This is a genomic window from Pseudomonas psychrophila HA-4, assembly GCF_000282975.1.
Classification (GTDB): Bacteria; Pseudomonadota; Gammaproteobacteria; order Pseudomonadales; family Pseudomonadaceae; genus Aquipseudomonas; species Aquipseudomonas psychrophila_A.
This window is the reverse complement of sequence record NZ_ALJC01000090.1, coordinates 22,309-41,839: the sequence shown is the minus strand read 5'-3', so window position 1 is coordinate 41,839 and position 19,531 is coordinate 22,309. Positions and strand designations below refer to the sequence as shown.

Annotated in this window: 19 protein-coding genes and 1 pseudogene; 6 read left to right on the top strand and 14 right to left on the bottom strand. The window is 54.5% G+C overall.

The genetic code is table 11. The features are described from left to right. Positions 1 to 12 precede the first annotated feature (12 nt). Positions 13 to 1,491: a helicase HerA-like domain-containing protein gene (locus tag B347_RS0113450; protein WP_019410216.1), complete on the bottom strand. Its 1,479-nt coding sequence runs from the start codon at positions 1,489 to 1,491 to the stop codon at positions 13 to 15. A 195-nt stretch (positions 1,492 to 1,686) separates the two neighbouring features. Here B347_RS0113450 and B347_RS27185 point away from each other — a divergent pair. Together B347_RS27185 and B347_RS27180 are read left to right on the top strand one after the other, a co-directional pair. Beyond that, positions 1,687 to 2,718 (top strand): annotated as a pseudogene (locus B347_RS27185) (HAMP domain-containing protein); the annotation flags it as partial. Positions 2,719 to 2,736: 18 nt separating this feature from the next. Next, positions 2,737 to 3,576 carry a methyl-accepting chemotaxis protein gene (locus tag B347_RS27180; RefSeq protein ID WP_423812781.1) on the top strand — a complete coding sequence of 280 codons (840 nt, stop codon included), beginning with the start codon at positions 2,737 to 2,739 and terminating at the stop codon, positions 3,574 to 3,576. 8 nt (positions 3,577 to 3,584) lie between these two features. Here the strand turns inward: B347_RS27180 and B347_RS26700 are convergent, their stop codons facing one another. Together B347_RS26700 and purU are read right to left on the bottom strand one after the other, a co-directional pair. Next, positions 3,585 to 3,758: a hypothetical protein gene (locus tag B347_RS26700; protein ID WP_019410214.1), complete on the bottom strand. Its 174-nt coding sequence runs from the start codon at positions 3,756 to 3,758 to the stop codon at positions 3,585 to 3,587. A 112-nt stretch (positions 3,759 to 3,870) separates the two neighbouring features. Then, positions 3,871 to 4,719: a formyltetrahydrofolate deformylase gene (gene purU / locus B347_RS0113435; RefSeq protein WP_019410213.1), complete on the bottom strand. Its 849-nt coding sequence runs from the start codon at positions 4,717 to 4,719 to the stop codon at positions 3,871 to 3,873. Positions 4,720 to 5,067: 348 nt separating this feature from the next. On the opposite strand from purU, the gene mvaT reads away from it, so the two are divergent. Next, a complete protein-coding gene (mvaT, locus tag B347_RS0113430) occupies positions 5,068 to 5,445 on the top strand; it encodes a histone-like nucleoid-structuring protein MvaT (RefSeq protein WP_019410212.1) in 378 nt (125 codons plus the stop codon). A gap of 82 nt (positions 5,446 to 5,527) precedes the next feature. Here the strand turns inward: mvaT and sbcB are convergent, their stop codons facing one another. From sbcB to B347_RS0113415, 3 genes are all read right to left on the bottom strand, one after another. Further along, entirely contained in the window at positions 5,528 to 6,973 is a 1,446-nt protein-coding gene (gene sbcB, locus B347_RS0113425) for an exodeoxyribonuclease I (protein WP_019410211.1), read from the bottom strand. Between the two features lie 95 nt (positions 6,974 to 7,068). Continuing rightward, on the bottom strand, positions 7,069 to 7,428 hold the full coding sequence (locus B347_RS0113420; protein ID WP_019410210.1) for a PilZ domain-containing protein: 360 nt from the start codon (positions 7,426 to 7,428) through the stop codon (positions 7,069 to 7,071). Between the two features lie 365 nt (positions 7,429 to 7,793). After that, complete coding sequence (locus B347_RS0113415; RefSeq protein ID WP_019410209.1) at positions 7,794 to 8,174, bottom strand: tetratricopeptide repeat protein; 381 nt, start codon at positions 8,172 to 8,174, stop codon at positions 7,794 to 7,796. Between the two features lie 154 nt (positions 8,175 to 8,328). Between B347_RS0113415 and pyk the strand changes: the two genes are divergently transcribed. Next, positions 8,329 to 9,780 (top strand): pyruvate kinase, encoded by a 1,452-nt coding sequence (gene pyk, locus B347_RS0113410; RefSeq protein WP_019410208.1) that lies wholly within the window; start codon positions 8,329 to 8,331, stop codon positions 9,778 to 9,780. Between the two features lie 91 nt (positions 9,781 to 9,871). Here pyk and B347_RS0113405 read toward each other — a convergent pair whose 3' ends face one another. After that, on the bottom strand, positions 9,872 to 10,810 hold the full coding sequence (locus tag B347_RS0113405) for an iron-sulfur-binding ferredoxin reductase (RefSeq protein WP_019410207.1): 939 nt from the start codon (positions 10,808 to 10,810) through the stop codon (positions 9,872 to 9,874). A 344-nt stretch (positions 10,811 to 11,154) separates the two neighbouring features. Here B347_RS0113405 and B347_RS0113400 point away from each other — a divergent pair, with 344 nt between their 5' ends. Further along, the gene (locus B347_RS0113400) at positions 11,155 to 12,678 is read left to right on the top strand and encodes a fumarate hydratase (protein WP_019410206.1); all 1,524 of its coding nucleotides are present in this window, start codon (positions 11,155 to 11,157) and stop codon (positions 12,676 to 12,678) included. A gap of 91 nt (positions 12,679 to 12,769) precedes the next feature. On the opposite strand, the gene yiaY is transcribed toward B347_RS0113400, so the two are convergent. Then, the gene (gene yiaY, locus B347_RS0113395) at positions 12,770 to 13,918 is read right to left on the bottom strand and encodes an L-threonine dehydrogenase (protein WP_019410205.1); all 1,149 of its coding nucleotides are present in this window, start codon (positions 13,916 to 13,918) and stop codon (positions 12,770 to 12,772) included. Positions 13,919 to 14,066: 148 nt separating this feature from the next. Here yiaY and B347_RS0113390 point away from each other — a divergent pair, with 148 nt between their 5' ends. Beyond that, complete coding sequence (locus B347_RS0113390) at positions 14,067 to 15,092, top strand: DUF4917 family protein (RefSeq protein WP_019410204.1); 1,026 nt, start codon at positions 14,067 to 14,069, stop codon at positions 15,090 to 15,092. Positions 15,093 to 15,107: 15 nt separating this feature from the next. Here the strand turns inward: B347_RS0113390 and B347_RS0113385 are convergent, their stop codons facing one another. From B347_RS0113385 to B347_RS0113360, 6 genes are all read right to left on the bottom strand, one after another. Continuing rightward, positions 15,108 to 15,419: a ribbon-helix-helix domain-containing protein gene (locus tag B347_RS0113385; protein ID WP_019410203.1), complete on the bottom strand. Its 312-nt coding sequence runs from the start codon at positions 15,417 to 15,419 to the stop codon at positions 15,108 to 15,110. Positions 15,420 to 15,434: 15 nt separating this feature from the next. Then, on the bottom strand, positions 15,435 to 16,016 hold the full coding sequence (locus tag B347_RS0113380; RefSeq protein ID WP_019410202.1) for a DJ-1/PfpI family protein: 582 nt from the start codon (positions 16,014 to 16,016) through the stop codon (positions 15,435 to 15,437). A gap of 117 nt (positions 16,017 to 16,133) precedes the next feature. Continuing rightward, positions 16,134 to 17,351 (bottom strand): class I SAM-dependent methyltransferase, encoded by a 1,218-nt coding sequence (locus tag B347_RS0113375; protein ID WP_019410201.1) that lies wholly within the window; start codon positions 17,349 to 17,351, stop codon positions 16,134 to 16,136. A 214-nt stretch (positions 17,352 to 17,565) separates the two neighbouring features. Further along, positions 17,566 to 18,375, bottom strand: a complete 810-nt coding sequence (locus B347_RS25595; RefSeq protein ID WP_019410200.1) for a hypothetical protein — start codon at positions 18,373 to 18,375, stop codon at positions 17,566 to 17,568. 3 nt (positions 18,376 to 18,378) lie between these two features. Next, entirely contained in the window at positions 18,379 to 18,963 is a 585-nt protein-coding gene (locus B347_RS0113365) for a 2OG-Fe(II) oxygenase (RefSeq protein ID WP_019410199.1), read from the bottom strand. Further along, entirely contained in the window at positions 18,963 to 19,496 is a 534-nt protein-coding gene (locus B347_RS0113360; protein ID WP_019410198.1) for a hypothetical protein, read from the bottom strand. Before B347_RS0113360 ends, B347_RS0113365 begins: the two co-directional genes overlap by 1 nt. Positions 19,497 to 19,531: the final 35 nt, after the last annotated feature.

The following is a 19,531-nucleotide window of genomic DNA, read 5'->3' as shown; positions in this document are numbered from 1 at the left end:
CAGGTTATCTGTTTACTTGCGCTTGCTCCCCCCCAACAACGAACCCAATAACCCGCGCACCAACTGACGCCCCATTTGGCTCGCCGCCTGACGCGCCATAGATTGCAAGGCCTTGCCCGCGGTAGTCCCCAGAAAGTCACCCGCCTGATCAAGAAAACCCGGCTCATGGGGAGCCGCTTGTGCTTGGGCCTCCGGTGCCTGAGCTTTGCGGGCCAGCAACACTTCGTAGGCAGACTCGCGATCAATCGGCTTGTCGTAACGCCCCTGCAACGGTGAACGGGTTATCAAGGCCGCCCGCTCAGCCTCGGTCAAAGGGCCGATTCGTGACTGCGGTGGCGCAATCAACATCCGCTGAACCATCGCCGGGGTGCCTTTTTCTTCGAGCATGCCGACCAACGCTTCGCCCGTCCCCAACTCTGTCAGCACCGCCAGCGCATTGAATTCAGGGTTAGGACGAAATCCGTCAGCCACGGCCTTAAGGGATTTTTGCTCTTTGGCCGTGAACGCCCTTAATCCGTGCTGAATACGCAAACCCAATTGGGCCAGCACCGTATCAGGCAAGTCCGCCGGAGACTGGGTAACAAAGTAAACACCCACGCCTTTGGAGCGGATCAGCCGGACCACCTGCTCCAACCGGTCCTGCAGCGCTTTGGGCGTGCCCGCAAACAGCAAATGCGCTTCGTCGAAAAACAGTGCCAGTAAAGGCTTGTCGGCATCACCACGCTCTGGCAACTGCTCAAAAAGCTCAGCCAACAACCACAACAGGAAAGTCGCATAGACCTTGGGCGCTTCGTGCACCAAACGACTGGCATCCAGCAGATGAATCCGCCCACGGCCATCGCTGGCAGGCTGCAAGATGTCTTCGAGTTGCAGCGCAGGCTCACCAAATAAAGCCTCAGCCCCCTGCTGCTCCAGGGTTGCCAGACGGCGTAGCAGTGCCTGACTGGAGCCAGTAGTCATTAGGGCCGCGTCATCGCCTAGCACTTGGGGGTTATCACGCAGGTGGCCAAGCAAGGCTTTAAGGTCTTTTAAATCCAGCAGCAGCAGGCCTTCACGGTCTGCCACTTTGAACGCGGCGTATAAGGCCGACTGCTGACTGTCCGTCAGTTCCAGCAAGCTGCCGAGCAACAACGGACCCATTTCACTCAAGGTAGTGCGTAACGGATGACCGGTTTTGCCCTGTATGTCCCACAGGGTTACCGGATAAGCCTTAGGCTCATAATTCAGCCACTGCATGCTGGCAATGCGCTCGGCAATTTTGCCTTGCGGATTGCCAGCAGCGCCCAGACCGCACAGATCGCCTTTGATGTCGGCGGCAAATACAGCCACACCCGCATCGCTGAATTGCTCGGCCAAACGTTGCAGGGTGACGGTTTTACCTGTCCCCGTGGCGCCCGCCACTAAGCCGTGGCGGTTTGCCAAGCGCAATGACTGGGCGATGGGCTGACCCGCAAGGTCAGCACCGAGAACAAGAGCAGAAGAGTCAGGCATTTTCCCACCATTCATTAATCTTTCGCGGTCCCGCGTCGATACATTCTTAATGCTAGACCAGAAAACCCCTGATCTAGCGTCGCAAGCACCCTGATAAATATAGAAACCGCTCCTGCTCTGACGGTGACGTACAGAGCGAGCGCGTTTACAGCGTACAGGCCTCACATTTTCAGACCATAGCGGACCCTTCAAGCCATGAATAAAAACCTGCGTTTCAGTCACAAAATCCTGCTTGCCGCGTCCCTGATCGTCATCGCCGCATTTTCGCTCTTTACGTTGTACAACGACTATTTGCAGCGCAATGCCATCCGTCACAATCTGGACAACTACCTCCACGAAATGGGCAGTGTCACGGCCAATAACATTCAGACGTGGCTGGGAGGTCGGATTTTGCTGGTTGAAAACCTAGCACAATCGATTGCCATCAATCCCGACCCCTCTCAGACCGCCAGCCTGCTGGAGCAAAAAGCGCTGACCAGTACGTTTATGGCCGATTACTTTGGCGATAATCAAGGCGGTTTCACCATCCGCCCTGACAGCAAGATGCCGGACGGTTTCGATCCTCGGACCCGCCCTTGGTTCAAGGACGCCATCAACAGCAGTGGCGCCAGCCTGACCGAACCGTACATTGATGCGGTCACCGGGCAGATGATCATATCGATTGGCGCCGCTGCGAAAAAAACTGGAAAAACACTGGGCGTCGTCGGTGCTGACCTGAGCCTGCAAACCATCACCGACTCCATCAATGCCTTGAACTTTAACGGTCTGGGCTATGCGTTTTTGGTGAGTGGCGACGGCAAAATTCTGGTTCACCCGGACAAAGCGCTGATCACAAAGTACCTGAAGGACATCTACCCACAAGACACCCCGACAATCAGCACGCAGATCAGCGAGATCCAGGTCGATGGCAAAACCCGGATTGTGACGTTCACCCCAATCAAAGGACTGGGCACAGTCAACTGGTCTATCGGCCTGTCGGTTGATAAAGAAAAAGCCTTTGCCGCGTTGAGCACATTTCGTACCTCGGCGCTCATTGCTACCTTTATTGCGGTTATTTCTATCATCGCCCTGCTCGGTCTGCTGATCCGCATGCTGTTGCAACCGCTACACGTGATGACCCGTGCGATGCAAAACATTGCCGAGGGAGAAGGAGATTTGACCCGCCGCCTAGCTGTGAACTCCAAAGACGAATTCGGCACGCTGGGCAGTGCGTTTAACCACTTTGTTGAGCGTGTTCACACGTCCATGCGAGAAGTGTCGTCGGCCACCGAACACGTTAACGAAGTGGCGCTGCGGGTTGTCAGCGCCTCGAACGCCTCAATGCTCAATTCTGACGAACAAGCCAGCCGCACCAACAGCGTGGCGGCAGCGATCAACGAACTGGGCGCCGCAGCTCAGGAAATCGCCAGCAACGCAGCCCAAGCCTCGCACCAGGCCAGTGATGCCCGCGGGTTGGCACAAGAAGGCCAGCAGGTGGTAGAGCGCAGCATCAACTCGATGCAACAACTGTCGCAAATGCTTGGCACTTCCAGTGGGCATATCGAGTCGCTGAATGACAAGACCGTTAATATTGGCCAGATTTTGGAAGTGATCACCAGCATCTCGCAGCAAACCAATCTGTTGGCGCTCAACGCAGCGATTGAGGCAGCCCGTGCTGGAGAGGCTGGCCGCGGCTTTGCCGTGGTTGCCGATGAAGTGCGCAACTTGGCGCACCGCACTCAAGAGTCAGCGCAGCAAGTGCAAACCATGATCGAGGAGCTACAAGTCAGCGCCCGTGCGTCGGTGAGCACCATGGAAGAAAGCCAGCGCCACAGCGCGGACAGCGTTGAAATCGCTAACCGCGCAGGCGAGCGCCTAATCAGTGTGACTGAACGCATCGGCGAGATTGATGGCATGAATCAGTCCGTCGCCACCGCGACCGAAGAACAGACGTCGGTGGTTGAGTCGATCAACATGGACATTACCGAGATCAATACGCTCAATCAGGAAGGCGTCGAAAACCTGCAATCCACCTTGCGTGCCTGCAATGATCTGGAGCAGCAAGCGGCTCGCCTCAAGCAATTGGTGGGCAGTTTCCGTATTTAAGCAATATCTTACGGCCCGGAGTCTGCTTCAGCGTCTTGCTGTAATTGTTCCCAAAGCCTGGCGGCCTCAGGAAAATCAGTACCATCCTCGGGGCTGAGGGCGTCCGGGTCGTAACGACTCAAACAACCCTCGCCCAAGGTTGCAGGGGCGCTGGAGGTGGCCTTGTCGAGTGGATCAGTCATGGCGAACCCCTTTTTTCCGCGGACTTGCGATAAGCTCCGCGGCGCTTTCAAGGAAACGGGTTGCTACGCAACCCTTCGCAGCCTGCGGCAGCGACTACACAGGCTAGTCAGATCAGAACACGACGGTTTTGTTGCCGTGGACCAGCACGCGGTCTTCGAGGTGATAGCGCAGGCCACGGGCCAGCACCATCTTCTCGACATCACGACCAAAACGCACCATGTCCTCAATGCTGTCACTGTGGCTCACGCGCACCACGTCCTGCTCGATGATCGGACCCGCGTCCAGCTCTTCGGTAACGTAGTGGCAGGTTGCGCCGATTAGCTTCACACCGCGCATCGACGCTTGATGGTAAGGCTTGGCGCCGACGAATGACGGCAAGAAACTATGGTGAATGTTGATCACCTTGCCTGCGTACTCGCGGCATAGATCAGGCGGCAGGATTTGCATGTAGCGCGCCAACACCACAACTTCAGCATCATGATGTTTAACCAGACGCGAGACTTCAGCGAAAGCCGGTTCTTTGTCTTTCGGGTCAACCGGCACGTGATAAAACGGAATGCCGTGCCACTCAACCATGCTGCGCAAGTCGTTGTGGTTAGAAATTACGCAAGAAATATCGCAGTCGAGTTCATCGCTGTGCCAGCGGTGCAGCAAGTCTGCAAGGCAGTGCGACTCGCGGCTGGCCATCAAGACCACACGCTTCTTTTGCGCGGTATCCGTGATATGCCAGACCATCGAAAACTCTTCAGCAATTGGGGCAAATGCCTCACGGAAAGCTTCTAGCCCAAATGGCAGTGAGTCGGCACGAATTTCGTGACGCATAAAGAACCAACCGCTTTGATCGTCCGAGTGGTGACTCGCTTCAGTGATCCAGCCATTGTGGGAGGCCAGGAAATTACTGACCTTGGCGACAATGCCGACGCCGTCGGGGCAGGCAATCACCAACCGAAAAGTGCGCATGAGGGAAAAACTCCAAAACTTTACTAAGGGCGCCATTCTAGCGAGTACGCAGCAAAACTACAGTATTGCGTGAGCCTTATTGCCTGAGGCACCTGGTCGCGCTTGCAAAGCGTCGACGCCAACAGCACCGTGGCCTGCATTGAATTTACGTTGCGTTGATATTATTTATTAATGACATTGATAAAGCCAAGGTATCAGCCCTTTTTAAAAGCCGACTTATTGCAAAAGACCAAAAGTTAATGAATAAAATTTTAAATTAATCCGGTATTGGATATTTACTTGCTGTAACTGTCTGACTATTATTGCGCCACTGTATCCCTGTCACCTCTTCAGCATAAGGTTATCCTCATGTCCTTGATCAACGAATATCGCGCAACAGAAGAAGCTATCAAAGAACTGCAAGCCCGCCTGAAGAACCTGTCGGAAGACGACAAACTTCAAACCGAGCTGGAATTTGAAGGCAAACTGCGCACGCTGATGGGCGAATACCAAAAGTCGCTGCGCGACATCATCGCCCTGCTGGATCCAGAAGCCAAGGCAAGCAAAGCACCACGCGGTGTTGTTAAAACCACCGGCACCAAACGTGCCCGTAAAGTTAAACAATACAAAAACCCACACAACGGCGAAGTGATTGAAACCAAAGGTGGCAACCACAAAACGCTGAAAGAGTGGAAAGCCAAGTGGGGCAGCGACGAGGTTGAAGGTTGGGCAACTTTGCTCGGCTAAGTGATACCGGACGCGCAGAGTTTTCTGCAACTCTAATAAAAACGCCAGCTCGCTGGCGTTTTTTATTGCCTAGATTTTAATCCTAATAGTTTGCCTGCAACCCCAGGCCCACACGCTGACTCAACCCTTGGGCATAACGTTGCCATTCGCTCAGAAGCTTCAGCTCGGCCGCCGTTGCGTTGTGCGACAGCTTATCTGCCGCCTCGGTGAATTGACTCAGGGTCAGCGGAGCACCCAATGCAGGGTCGGTCAATCGCTGCTGACAGAACAATTGCCAACGGGCCTGCTCTTCTGCAGTCAAGGTGTACGCAAAGTTTCGTGCGCGGTAACGAAATAATAATTCAGGCAAGCGCTCGTCATCAAAAGGCCATGCATCTTTGGCCAGTTGTTCAGGATCACTCAAACGGACTTGTTCGCACAGCCGGCGATCACGATCACCCAGAAAACCGTCATACAACTGCTGCTCAGGATCATCACTGGGCGTGAAGTCTTCACGCGCATAAATATCAGATAACTTTTGCTTCCAAACTTCCTGCGCATCAATCAGCAGGCGGGCTCGCGCCTGATATTCAGTCATGTCCAACTGCAAGCGCTGTTGGTCCTGAGCACGCACTACATTTAAAGGCGCAACCACCGGACAACGGTTAACGTGAATCAGCTTAAGGCCAATTGGCAGTTGGCCTTCGGGCAACTGTTCACGACGCGTATAAAGCAATGCGCGCAAAGAGTCGGCGTCCATGTCCAACAAGGGCTGCGGATCAAAGTGCAGGTCGCACACAATTAGTGCGTTACGGTTTTTAGGATGCCAGCCCAGCGGCAATACCACCCCCGCATAATGTCGCGCCGCCGAGAAGCGTCCAGATATGTGCAGCATCGGTTGCAACAAACGAACTTGATCCAACACTCGCTGCTTAGTACGCAACTGGAATAACCAGTCATACAATTTCGGCTGCTTTTCACGAATCAAACGCGCAAGGGCAATAGTTGCACGCACGTCGGACAAGGCATCGTGCGCCTGACCATGATCAATCCCGTTGGCTGCCGTCAAACGCTCAAGCTTGAGCGTCACCCGCCCCTCTTCCTGGGGCCAAACAATGCCTTCAGGGCGCAGGGCATAGGCTGTACGCACAACATCAATCAGGTCCCAGCGACTGTTGCCGCCTTGCCACTCGCGCGCGTAAGGATCAAAGAAGTTTCGGTACAGACTGTAGCGCGTGACCTCGTCATCGAAGCGCAACGTGTTGTAGCCCGCTGCGCACGTACCAGGCTGAGCCAACTGCGCATGGGTGCGAGTCATAAACTCGGCCTCCCCCAACCCTTTGTCTTCGAGTCGACTTGGCGTAATCCCGGTGATCAGGCACGCCATGGGATGAGGAAGAATATCGTCACTGGGCTGGCAGTACAGATTGAGCGGCTGATCGATCTCATTGAGTTCTAGATCAGTGCGGATACCGGCCACTTGCACGGCTCGATCGCAGCGAGGGTTAATGCCAGTCGTTTCGTAGTCGTACCAAAAAATAGAGGTCACGGGGTGTTCCTGAGCAGTATTCGCGCTCAGTCTAGGCGCTCAAAGCCGGACAATACCAGCCCCGCAGCCAAGGCCTAGCAACCCGCTCCGATGCATCACGCAGAAGTCTGCAAAGGATGGAAGCTGAAGTATTGGCTCAAATCATTGATCAGCTTGAGGTACTCGGCAGGCGGTTGATACAGGATAAAACCGGAGTCGTAGAAATTGGGTGTCATATCTTCACGGCACCACAGGCATCGCGCAGTGAGGTCTACCCATTGCACACATCCATCAGCACCTGGAAGCTTGAGCCGAAGCTCAAAATCGGCATCGACCAACAGGGGCAACTGGCTGATCAGCATCAAACCGCCCTCAGATACGTTGCCCAAATAACCCATGGGCTTGTCCGTGAACCGGTTGAATACTTTCAAAAAACACGTCAATTGGTGACGCTGGATGCGGCGCTCTATAACCATGTCAAATTTCACTGTATTGAAGGCCGTTTAACACGACGGTGTTTACACCCCAGAGACCCTGAAGCGATCCAAGGCTCGGTGTAACCGTTCGGAGAGACACAGGCAAAAACACCGCAAACCGAAGACAGAGACTCTTGTTGTTTGATCCAAACCGCTCAAATGCTTGGAAAGCGTAGCTAATGGATAGCAAATAGCCAGCACGCCTTTCAGCCATCATCAAACCTTGGACTCTATACGAAACGTTTTCGCACCAAGGTTATGCAGGGCGAAAACAGGCGAGAAAGCCGTGTCTACGGGTTACAAATGAACATTTCGGCCTATTTTCAACGCAGCTTAAACGAGTGCAGATTCATTTCGCACAGCGCCTAAAGCGAGGCTGGCAACGCTTGAGCTGTGCCTGGGCCTGGGCCTGGTATGAATTTAAGAATACGCAAGGTCTCAATTCGCGCCTTCGCCCTGTAGGCATACTCGCTCTTCGGGAACTCATTGATGATGTATTGATAGGTCTGGGCAGCATCGAGGTAAAACTTTGTACGCTCCAGACACAACCCTCGCAGCATCGCCGTTTGCGGCCAGATATACGGGCGACTGCGGCTGTCGCGATCAACTTCGGACAATTGCAGCATCACCGCTTCGCAGTTTCCGCGATCATAAGCCCGATAAGCACTGTTTAGATGGTGGTTCATCGACCAGCGGGTGCAACCGACCACACTGCTGGCCAACACTAAAATAAGCAAAAAGCGCATGGGCATCTCCTGTTCTCAACAGTGTATCGACCCCTAAGCAAAATTCTTCACATCCTGTGCACCACAACTTAAGTCGAAAGTAGTGCAGAGGAACAATGACTACAGCCAAAGACCATAGTAGCCTTTGGCAGCGCTTGAACTCAGGAGTCTTTGCATGTCCGTTCGTCGAACTAAAATCGTTGCCACACTTGGCCCTGCCAGCAATTCACCGGAGATGCTTGAACAGCTGATCCTCGCTGGCCTGGACGTCGCCCGTCTGAACTTTTCCCACGGCACTCCCGATGAGCACAAGGCTCGCGCCAAGCTGGTGCGTGAGATCGCAGCCAAGCATGGCCGCTTCGTAGCATTGCTGGGTGACCTGCAAGGCCCGAAAATTCGCATCGCCAAATTTGCCAACAAACGCATCGAGCTGAAAATCGGTGACACGTTTACTTTCTCCACCAGCCATCCGCTGACTGATGGCACCCAGCAAATCGTCGGCATCGACTACCCGGACCTGGTCAAAGATTGCGGCGTCGGTGACGAACTGCTGCTCGATGACGGCCGTGTCGTGATGCGTGTTGATACCGCTACTGGCGACGCCCTGCACTGCACCGTGCTCATCGGCGGCCCGCTGTCGGATCACAAAGGCATCAACCGCCGTGGTGGCGGCCTGACTGCACCGGCCCTGACTGAAAAAGACAAAGCCGATATCAAGCTCGCTGCCGAAATGGAAGTCGACTACCTCGCGGTGTCGTTCCCACGCGACGCTGCCGACATGGAATACGCCCGTCAACTGCGCGACGAAGCCGGCGGTACCGCTTGGCTGGTGGCAAAAATTGAACGCGCTGAAGCTGTTGCCGATGACGAGACTCTCGACGCACTGATCAAAGCCAGTGACGCGGTCATGGTTGCCCGTGGCGACCTGGGCGTTGAAATCGGCGATGCCGAACTGGTGGGCATTCAGAAGAAAATCATTCTGCACGCACGTCGCCACAACAAAGCAGTGATCGTAGCGACCCAGATGATGGAGTCGATGATCCAGAACCCGATGCCAACGCGCGCCGAAGTGTCCGACGTTGCTAACGCCGTTCTCGACTACACCGACGCTGTGATGCTTTCGGCTGAAAGTGCTGCGGGTGCATACCCACTGGAAGCCGTGCAGGCCATGGCGCGTATTTGCGTCGGCGCTGAAAAGCACCCGACCAGCAAAACCTCCAGCCACCGCATTGGCAAAACCTTCGAAAGCTGTGACCAGAGCATTGCGCTGGCGGCCATGTACACCGCCAACCACTTCCCTGGCGTCAAAGCGATCATTGCCCTGACTGAAAGCGGTTACACGCCATTGATCATGTCGCGTATCCGTTCTTCGGTGCCGATCTACGCGTTCTCCCCGCACCGCGAAACCCAGGCCCGTGCAGCTATGTTCCGTGGCGTCTACACCGTACCGTTCGACCCGGCTTCGCTGCCGCCAGAACAAGTCAGCCAAGCCGCTATCGACGAACTGCTCAAGCGTGGCGTCGTAGAAAAAGGCGACTGGGTCATCCTGACCAAGGGCGACAGCTACCACACCATCGGTGGCACCAACGGCATGAAGATCCTACATGTCGGCGACAAAATGGTGTAAGCCCTAACCGGCCACACCCAAAGCCCCGCCTGAGTGATCAGGCGGGGCTTTTTTGGATTTCAAAAAAATCTTGTAGCCGCTGGATGATGGGTCAGCTACGGGTCAAAAACGAATCAGCCAGTAGTTTGTTGCGCGAAAGTCCGGCCAAAAAAAGCCGTTTGGCAAACGCTTCAACCGTGTCAGGGTGGCCGCAGACCAACGCGTGGGTCTGCCGCGCAATCCCACGCAACTGCAACAGATACTCTGCCAACTCGCTGCGCAGCACCCACTCAACCGCCAGGCTGGAATGCTCCTTCGCCAATGCCTGCAACTCTGCCTTGAGATAAAACTCGCTGTCTTCGCGAGCCACGTGCACCAGCCGGATCGGCCCTTGATGGTCCTGGCGCAGCGCCTCGCGCAGTACGCCAAACAGAGGGCCCAGCCCAGTCCCCGCCGCCATTAGCCACAGCGGCTGCTCTTGCCAGTCCGGGTCATAGCGCAACGCTCCGCCGCGCAGCTCCCCCAGGCGCACAGCATCACCCACCTTGAACTGCCGCGCCGCGTCGGCAAACTCACCCGGGTGCGCGCAATCGAGATGAAACTCCAGAAAACGGTCTTCATCAGGCAGGCTGGACAACGAATAAGGCCGGGCGATGCCGCCGGGCGTCCACAGCACCACATGCTGCCCCGCCCTATAGCGCAACGGGCGCTGTGCTATCAGCCGCAAACGCAGCACCGTGGCGCTGAGCCAATCGAGGGCGGCCACTTGCGCAGGCACGCCATCGCGCTGTGGATCGAAGGCTTCTATATGCAGGTCAGCGCTCACCTGGCACTGACACGCTAGGCGCCAGCCTTGCTCGCGCAGGGCTCGGCTCAACGCGTCGGGCTTGAGGTCAAACGGCTCACCCTGCACACAACGCACCAGACAGGCATGACAACTGCCCGCCCGGCAACTGTAAGGCACAGACACGCCCGCCTGATTCAAGGCATCCAGCAAATTGCAGCCATCAGCAACTGACCAGCGTTTGTCAGCGACGTGTAACTCGGGCACTTCTGGCCTCCGGGAAGAGTTGAATCCGTAGCAGTTGCCTAAGGCTACGTCCGATCGCGAAGCGATCGTAAAGCCTAAGTGTGCGGTGTAACTGAAAGACCGCGGTAGGGGATTCTACGACGGCTTCGCCGCCGGACGTAGCCTTCGGCAACTGCTACGACGCCCCCTACTTTCGTTTGGCCCTCAGCAGGTGTATCAAAGACAGGGCCGGGTTATACTGCCGCGCCTTTTTTGTACCGGTCATGCGTGCCCGGTACACCCTTAAAGATGTTTTCGACAGACCGATGCACCAAGGTCGCAAACACCTTAATTGAATGTTCCCGTCTTATAGAGGAGCGCGACCCATGACCGTGATCAAGCAAGACGACCTGATTCAGAGCGTTGCTGACGCCCTGCAATTCATTTCCTATTACCATCCCGTTGACTTCATTCAGGCCATGCACGAAGCCTACCTGCGCGAAGAATCGCCAGCGGCCCGTGACTCGATGGCGCAAATCCTGATCAACTCGCGCATGTGTGCCACTGGCCACCGCCCGATTTGCCAGGACACCGGCATCGTCACCGTGTTCGTACGCGTGGGCATGGATGTGCGCTGGACCGGCGCCACCATGAGCCTGGACGACATGATCAACGAAGGCGTGCGTCGCGCTTACAACCTGCCGGAAAACGTCCTGCGCGCCTCCATCCTGGCCGACCCAGCCGGTGCTCGCCGCAACACCAAGGACAACACCCCGGCCGTTATCCACTACTCCATCGTCCCGGGTAACACTGTGGAAGTGGACGTGGCAGCCAAGGGCGGCGGTTCCGAGAACAAGTCGAAAATGGCCATGCTCAACCCGTCCGACTCGATCGTTGACTGGGTGCTCAAGACTGTTCCGACCATGGGCGCGGGCTGGTGCCCACCGGGCATGCTGGGCATCGGCATCGGCGGCACGGCTGAAAAAGCAGCAGTGATGGCCAAGGAAGTGTTGATGGAGTCCATCGACATTCACGACCTGATCAAGCGCGGCCCATCTAACCGTATCGAAGAGATGCGTATCGAGCTGTTCGAGAAGGTCAACCAACTGGGCATCGGCGCTCAGGGCCTAGGCGGTCTGACCACCGTGCTCGACGTCAAAATCATGGACTACCCGACCCACGCCGCCTCCTTGCCGGTGTGCATGATCCCGAACTGCGCGGCCACTCGCCACGCACACTTCGTACTCGACGGTTCCGGTCCTGCGTCCCTCGAAGCGCCATCGCTTGACGCCTACCCTGAAATTGTGTGGGAAGCAGGCCCATCAGCCCGCCGTGTCAACCTCGACACCCTGACCCCGGAAGACGTGCAGAGCTGGAAGCCGGGCGAGACCGTTTTGCTGAACGGCAAAATGCTCACGGGTCGCGACGCGGCGCACAAGCGCATGGTCGAAATGCTCAACAAAGGCGAGACCTTGCCTGTCGACCTTAAAGGCCGCTTTATCTACTACGTAGGCCCGGTTGATCCGGTGCGTGACGAAGTGGTTGGCCCTGCCGGTCCGACAACGGCAACGCGGATGGACAAATTCACCCGTCAGATCCTCGATCAAACCGGCCTGCTGGGCATGATCGGCAAATCTGAGCGTGGTCCGACTGCCATCGAAGCGATCAAGGAACACAAAGCGGTGTACCTGATGGCCGTGGGCGGTGCCGCCTACCTGGTTGCCCAAGCGATTAAAAAATCGCGCGTGGTGGCCTTTGCCGAACTGGGCATGGAAGCGATCTACGAGTTCGACGTAAAAGACATGCCAGTGACTGTGGCTGTCGACAGCAACGGCGAGTCGGTACACATCACCGGCCCGGCGATCTGGCAACAGAAGATCCACGACAGCTTGGCGGTTGAAGTGCAGTAAGCGCTTTTAGCCAGACAAAAAACGGCCGGGTTAATCACCCGGCCGTTTTTTTATATCCAATGAAAAGCAGCGCTGTTTCTCGCCATCTCACTTAGAACGCGTTACGGAAAATCTCTTCAATCTGAGCCTGGTCCGCCTTACGCGGGTTGGTGAAGCCGCACGCATCTTTCAACGCATTGGTGGCCAAAATAGGAATGTCATCAAGTTTGGCGCCCAGGTCGCGCAGACCTGCCGGAATTTCCACGTCTTTAGCCAAGGTGCGAATCGCAGCGATGGCCGCTTGCGCGCCCTCTTCCGGGCTCAGACCACGCACATCGGCACCCAGCGCACGTGCTACATCCGTCAAACGGACCGCACTGACACTCGCGTTGAAGGTTTGCACGTGCGGCAACAACACGGCGTTGCACACCCCGTGCGGCAAGTCGTAGAAACCGCCCAGTTGGTGCGCCATGGCGTGCACAAAGCCCAGCGACGCGTTGTTGAACGCCATACCAGCGAGGAACTGTGCGTAAGCCATGTTCTCGCGTGCGGTCAGATCTTTACCGTCGTTCACGGCCTGACGCAGGTTATGGCTGATCAGTTCCATTGCTTTGATCGCACAGGCATCAGTGATCGGAGTTGAGGCCGTCGACACATAGGCTTCCACAGCGTGGGTCAGTGCATCCATGCCTGTTGCGGCCGTCAGACCTTTAGGCATCGCTACCATCAACTCCGGATCGTTAACCGACAGCAGCGGGGTCACGTTACGGTCGACAATGGCCATTTTCACGTGGCGCTCTTCGTCGGTGATGATGCAAAAGCGCGTCATTTCACTGGCCGTGCCCGCCGTGGTATTGATCGAAACCAGCGGCAATTGCGGCTTGGCCGATTGATCGACACCTTCGTAATCACGAATGTGCCCGCCGTTGGTCGCGCACAGGGCAATGCCCTTGGCGCAATCGTGCGGCGAACCACCGCCCAGTGACACCACAAAATCACATTGATGCTGTTTCAGCACCGTCAAACCCGCTTCGACGTTGGCAATGCTCGGGTTCGGCTTGGCGCCGTCGAAAATCACCGAATCAATGTCCTGCAACGCGAGTTTTTCTGAAATCAGCGCCGCAACTCCTGCCTTGGCCAGCCCGGCGTCGGTAACGATCAAAGCCTTGCGAAATCCATAATTACGAATCGCGGTCATGGCTTCATTCAAGCAGCCGTTACCCATGATATTTACCGCAGGGATAAAAAAAGTGCTGGTCATGGCGAGTCCTGTTGGCGGGCGCTACCCGCGACGCTAAATCAATCGGTCAGAGTAGCTTCCTCCAACTGAGTGGCTCATATGTTGATCTGGCTCAACACTTGAGCGTGATAAAGTTCTGCACCGCCACTGTTTCGAGACGATATTAGACATGACCCCCTTCCAGGAATTTGATGCCGAACTAGAAGACTGGAACGCGCTAAACGCCAGCACACCGTGCAGCGGGCTGCTGCTGGGCAACGGCGCGAGCATGGCTGTGTGGCATGACTTTTATTACGACTCGTTGTTTGAAAAAGCCAAAAGCGTCGCCGAAAAGCCCCTTAGCCAGACCGAACTCAGCGTCTTTGACGCCTTGGGCACGCGTAATTTCGAGCACGTGCTCAGCGCCCTAAAAACCGCGAGCAAGGTCAACAAAGCCCTAGCGATCAACTCAGCCTCGCCGCGCAAACGCTACTACGCAATCAAAGAAGCGCTAATCAACAGCACGCAAGACGTGCACATTCCCTGGCGGCTGATGCAGGCCGATACCCTGACATGCTGGCAGCAAGAGCTGGCACGTTATGCCACTGTCTATTGCTCCAACTACGACCTGCTCACCCCGTGGGCCGTGATGCAGGCACCCAAGCAGTTCAACGATTTGTTCAGTCGCCCCGACGCCACCTTTGAGCTTGATAGCGTACTGAGCAAAAGCAAAGCCACGCGTGTGCTGTACCTGCACGGCGCGTTGCATCTGGTGAAAAATCAGGAGGGTAAGGCGCGCAAAATCCAGGCGAATGAAGCGACGTTACTGAGCAATTTCGCGATCAACCACTCAATCAGCGCGCTGGATGATGTGCCGCTGTTTGTCAGTGAAAGCAGCAGTGATGACAAGCGAAAATCCATTCGTCACTCAGATTACCTGTCCTTCTGCCATGAACAGCTGATGAGCCACAAAGACGCACTGTGCATCTTTGGCCATGGTTTAGGCGAGCAAGATCAACACCTGATCAACGCTGTGCGCCAAGCACCACTGAAAACGCTGTGCATCTCGATTTACCCGCGCAGCGAAGCATTCATCCGCTTTCAAAAAAATCACTACACAACACTATTTGCCGACAAGAAACTGACATTACGCTTCTATAACTCGAAAACTCACCCGTTGGGCTCAACCAAGCATTCAGTCCCGGTCGAGGTGTAAGCCCCATACTCTCGTTCACGCGTGGCCGGTATTGCGCGGCACTACGCTCAACTCCGGGGCCTGCAACCGGCGCTGGCTCAAATGCCGGGTGCAACTCACGCGCAAAAAAGAAGCGAAGTTGATTACCTCGCCGCGATAATTCATCACTTCCTCATACAGTTTGGCCACCAATTGGTTGGTGGTCATGCCGTCAGCTTCAGCGATTTCAGTGAGGATGTCCCAAAACTGATTTTCCAGGCGCAAGGTTGTGACCACGCCGCAAATACGCAATGAACGCGAGCGCGACTCATACAGGATCGGATCGGCTTTTACATAGAGCTCACACATGGTCACACCCTCGTTTTACAACGTGATCGTTGTGCCCAACAGCCCCAGGAAAGCCGCTAGCCATGCAGGATGCGCAGGCCAGGCCGGAGCGGTGACCAAATTGCCCTGAACGTGCGCCTTGGTCACATCGATATCAATGTAAGTACCGCCCGCCAAACGCACTTCTGGCGCACACGCCGGATAGGCGCTGCATTCACGGCCTTCAAGGATGCCCGCCGCCGCCAGTAATTGCGCACCGTGGCACACCGCAGCAATCGGTTTGCCTGCCTTGTCGAAATCCCGCACCAGTTCCAGCACCTTTTCGTTCAGGCGCAGGTATTCCGGCGCACGACCACCGGGCACCACAAGGGCGTCGTAATCGCTGGCCTTGATCTTGTCGAAATCGAAATTCAGGGCAAACAGATGGCCAGGCTTTTCGCTGTAGGTCTGGTCACCCTCGAAGTCATGAATCGCCGTGCGAACAGTCTGGCCAGCCGTTTTACCCGGGCACACGGCGTGCACCTGATGCCCCACCATCAATAGCGCCTGAAACGGCACCATCACTTCGTAGTCTTCGACGTAATCGCCAACCAGAACCAGAATTTTTTTCGCCGCCATGGTGCGTGCTCCTTATGGGTAAGACCTTGGGCCACTAAGAGTAGCCAAGGTAACCCCTAAGCGCCCGCGCGGGTAATAGCCAAATACTACGTACCCGACCGGACGTGTCTTACACGCTTACTTCAACAAGCCATCGGCCTGGAGCAGGGTTTCAAGGCAGTGCTCCTGAATGTTGTAGAACGCCTTGAGTTCCTGAATCTTCACCAACAACTGCGCCGGGTCTTGAGGTTCGGCGCGTTTGACCGCGAGGATCATTTTGTTCTTGTTGGTGTGCTCCAGCGAAATGAACTCAAACACTTTGGTTTCATAGCCACAGGCTTCAAGGAACAGCGCACGCAAGCTGTCGGTAACCATTTCGGCCTGCTGGCCCAAGTGCAAACCGTATTGCAGCATTGGCTTGAGCAGCGCCGGACTTTGAATTTGCAGGCGGATCTGCTTATGGCAGCACGGCGAACACATGATAATCGCGGCCCCGGAGCGGATGCCCATGTGAATCGCATAGTCGGTGGCAATGTCACAGGCATGCAGGGCGATCATTACGTCAATCGGGGTCGGCGCAAAACTGCGCACATCGCCATGCTGGAAGCTCAAGCCAGGGTGTTCCAGACGCTGGGCAGCGGTGTTGCACAGCGTGACCATGTCTTCACGCAACTCAACCCCCGTCACCACGCCTTCGGCTTGCAGGCTATGGCGCAGGTAATCGTGGATGGCAAACGTCAGGTAACCCTTGCCAGAACCAAAGTCTGCCACCTTGATCGGCTGATCGAGCTTGAGTGGCGAGTTGCTCAAGGCATGGGAAAACACCTCGATAAATTTGTTGATCTGCTTCCACTTGCGCGACATCGCCGGGATCAACTCTTGCTGCTTATTGGTGACGCCCAGGTCCGCCAAAAACGGCCGGGTCAGATCCAGAAAGCGATTTTTCTCACGATTATGCTCAGCCGAGGGCACTTCACGCGCTTGTTGGCTTTTGCCCTTGAACAACGAGCTTTTGCCTTTTTTGCTGTACTCCAACTGCACTTCGTCAGTCAGGGTCAGCAAATGTGCATTCTTGAACGCCTCCGGCAGCAGGCCAGCAATCGTTGCAACGGCTTCGTCGAGCGGAAAGTTTTTAGTGATGTCGCGGGTTTTGTAGCGGTACACAAACGACAGGCAAGGCTGATCCTTGACCGTGACCTGCTTGATGATAATCCGCTGCAATTCGGCTTCCGGGCCTACGTACTTGGCCAGTACCAGCTTGATAAACGAATTTTGCGCCAGGCCGGTTTCCAGCAGGTTCAAAAATTGCGCACGATGATCCGGCACAGACGCGGCGGGGGTAGCAGTCACTGACATTGAAAAAGGTGCCTCGGGGGGGGGTACAGGAGGGGAAATCAAAAAAACAATGGCGGCCATTTTAGGCGTGTTGGCGCTTGAGAGCACGGGGTATTTCTGGTGCAGGCAGTTAAACAGACAGAGAGTATCGGAGCGTCGGGCTTAACACGTACGATGTTCGCAGAGGCTCCAAAAAAATTATCTTAATTTATGCACAGATTAATTAGACAACCCACTACATATAACCGTCACTTGTACCAGTACAACATCCATATTGATCACCCGCATCGTATGTATTTCCACCAACGATAATACTGATGCCCACATTTGCCACATCGTGTGGGGGGGGAGTAACTACAGGCCCCGACGAAGCGGGAGCGCCACCGAACGCAGTGCCACCTCCTCCAGCACCAGCACCAATATCAGAAACAATCAGTGGAAAGGGAAGTAGCTCATCTGTATCTGATATCCAGTGACAAGATAGCATCGTATTGGCATAGGCCATCCTAATAGTGTTTCGATCAACAATTTTCATATCTGGGGCACACAGGTAGTCGAGGTAATTATCGGAAGGGTTATTCCTGAAAAAATCCTCAGCAGCAGTAACTATCTGATTAAAAGTATTCGACCTATGTATCGATAGCAAGCCAGCGCCCACACTTACAATAGCAGCTCCTCCAACAAGCCAAACCCCTCCCCCCGCCAAAAATGCTACCGTACCGATAATACCAGCAACGTTACCTATTAAACTATACACATCCCCCTGATCTATTTTACGACCATCCCTAACATCTACCCCAAGTTTTAGAAACGTGATTGTACCCGCAACAATATTAGCGGGCATATTAATGATGGGTACATAGGGTCCAGCCAATTTCGTCACAGACGTGACACTTGCTATAACAGCACCTGTTTGCGCTGTCTGACTCACCAACACCATCCCTTGATTATTCGTTACGAACTGATCTGAAATTGCAGTTGCTCCAGAAGCAACTGTAACACCATCATTAATCACACCCACAATTACTTCAGCCTTTCCTGCCATTTCTTACTCCTTGATTATTGTTTTAAAAGCAAGTGTCATCCTGACCTGATCACACTTGATAGAAGGCGAACGTGCAGCATGGGGAATTCTCCCATCAAAAATGACTGCCCTCCGTGATTTTGGAAGTACCGCTTTCACGACATTTTCTTTAGCATCATCGTAAAACACTAACTCGCCACCCCAGGACGTAGGCCAATATTCATTACAAAAAATAATAATGGTTAACCCTGGATGAGTTTTATTATCTCTATGAATAATCGTATCTTGACCGAAGGTTTGTCCGTTCGCGTACACACCTAGTAAGGTAGTTTGAAATGTGTGCAGCCTCAGAAAACGCTCCCAAACGCCGCTCAGAAAACACCAAGATTGATTGCCATTTAACTCTTCGAGACTTGATTGCCCCAAGGGACGACCTTTACCCGCAATAAACACATGCCAGCAAGGTCTTATAAACGGTAGTTCTTCGTAGTTAGGCCAATTGTATCTCCACACCGCGCCCTTGAGTTGGGCATTGACCTCTACCTCTTCAGCCTCCGTCAAAAAATCATCAACCACATAAATACAACCATCAACTTTTTTTATTTCCATTAACTACCCCCTCTATAAAAGTATCTATTCCATACCTCACGCACCAAAAAATACAGACAACCTATAACACATAGGCCAAACCAAAAAGCCATAAAGTAATTTCCACCATTGATATACCGCTGCCCCCATTCAATCTGCTGTCGGCCGACCAATAATTTAAGCTCATCATCATAGATACCCCAAACAAAGGAATTACTGCTATCAGAGTCTAAGGACACCCATATATTTTCACCCTTGCGCAAATTTAAACGCGCAACATTTTTATGCACCATTTCCAGCCTATGCTTGTAACACCCACCATCTGAACTCACACATAAGTACAAATCAACCTGCCCCCTGGAAACATAGAGAGGATGGGTAACCTGCGCACTTCGCAACACTAAACGCTTGGGCACAGGGGGAACATCCACTATCCCATTCCACGTAAAAACAACGACACCTGCCAACGCCAAACCCATCAAGAAAAAGACAATCAGTTCAGCAGGCTTCGAAACATACGCCGCAGGCGGCATATAAAAAGAAAACTTTTTCACTTTAGCCTCATACCACAATGACTTTAAATCATTGA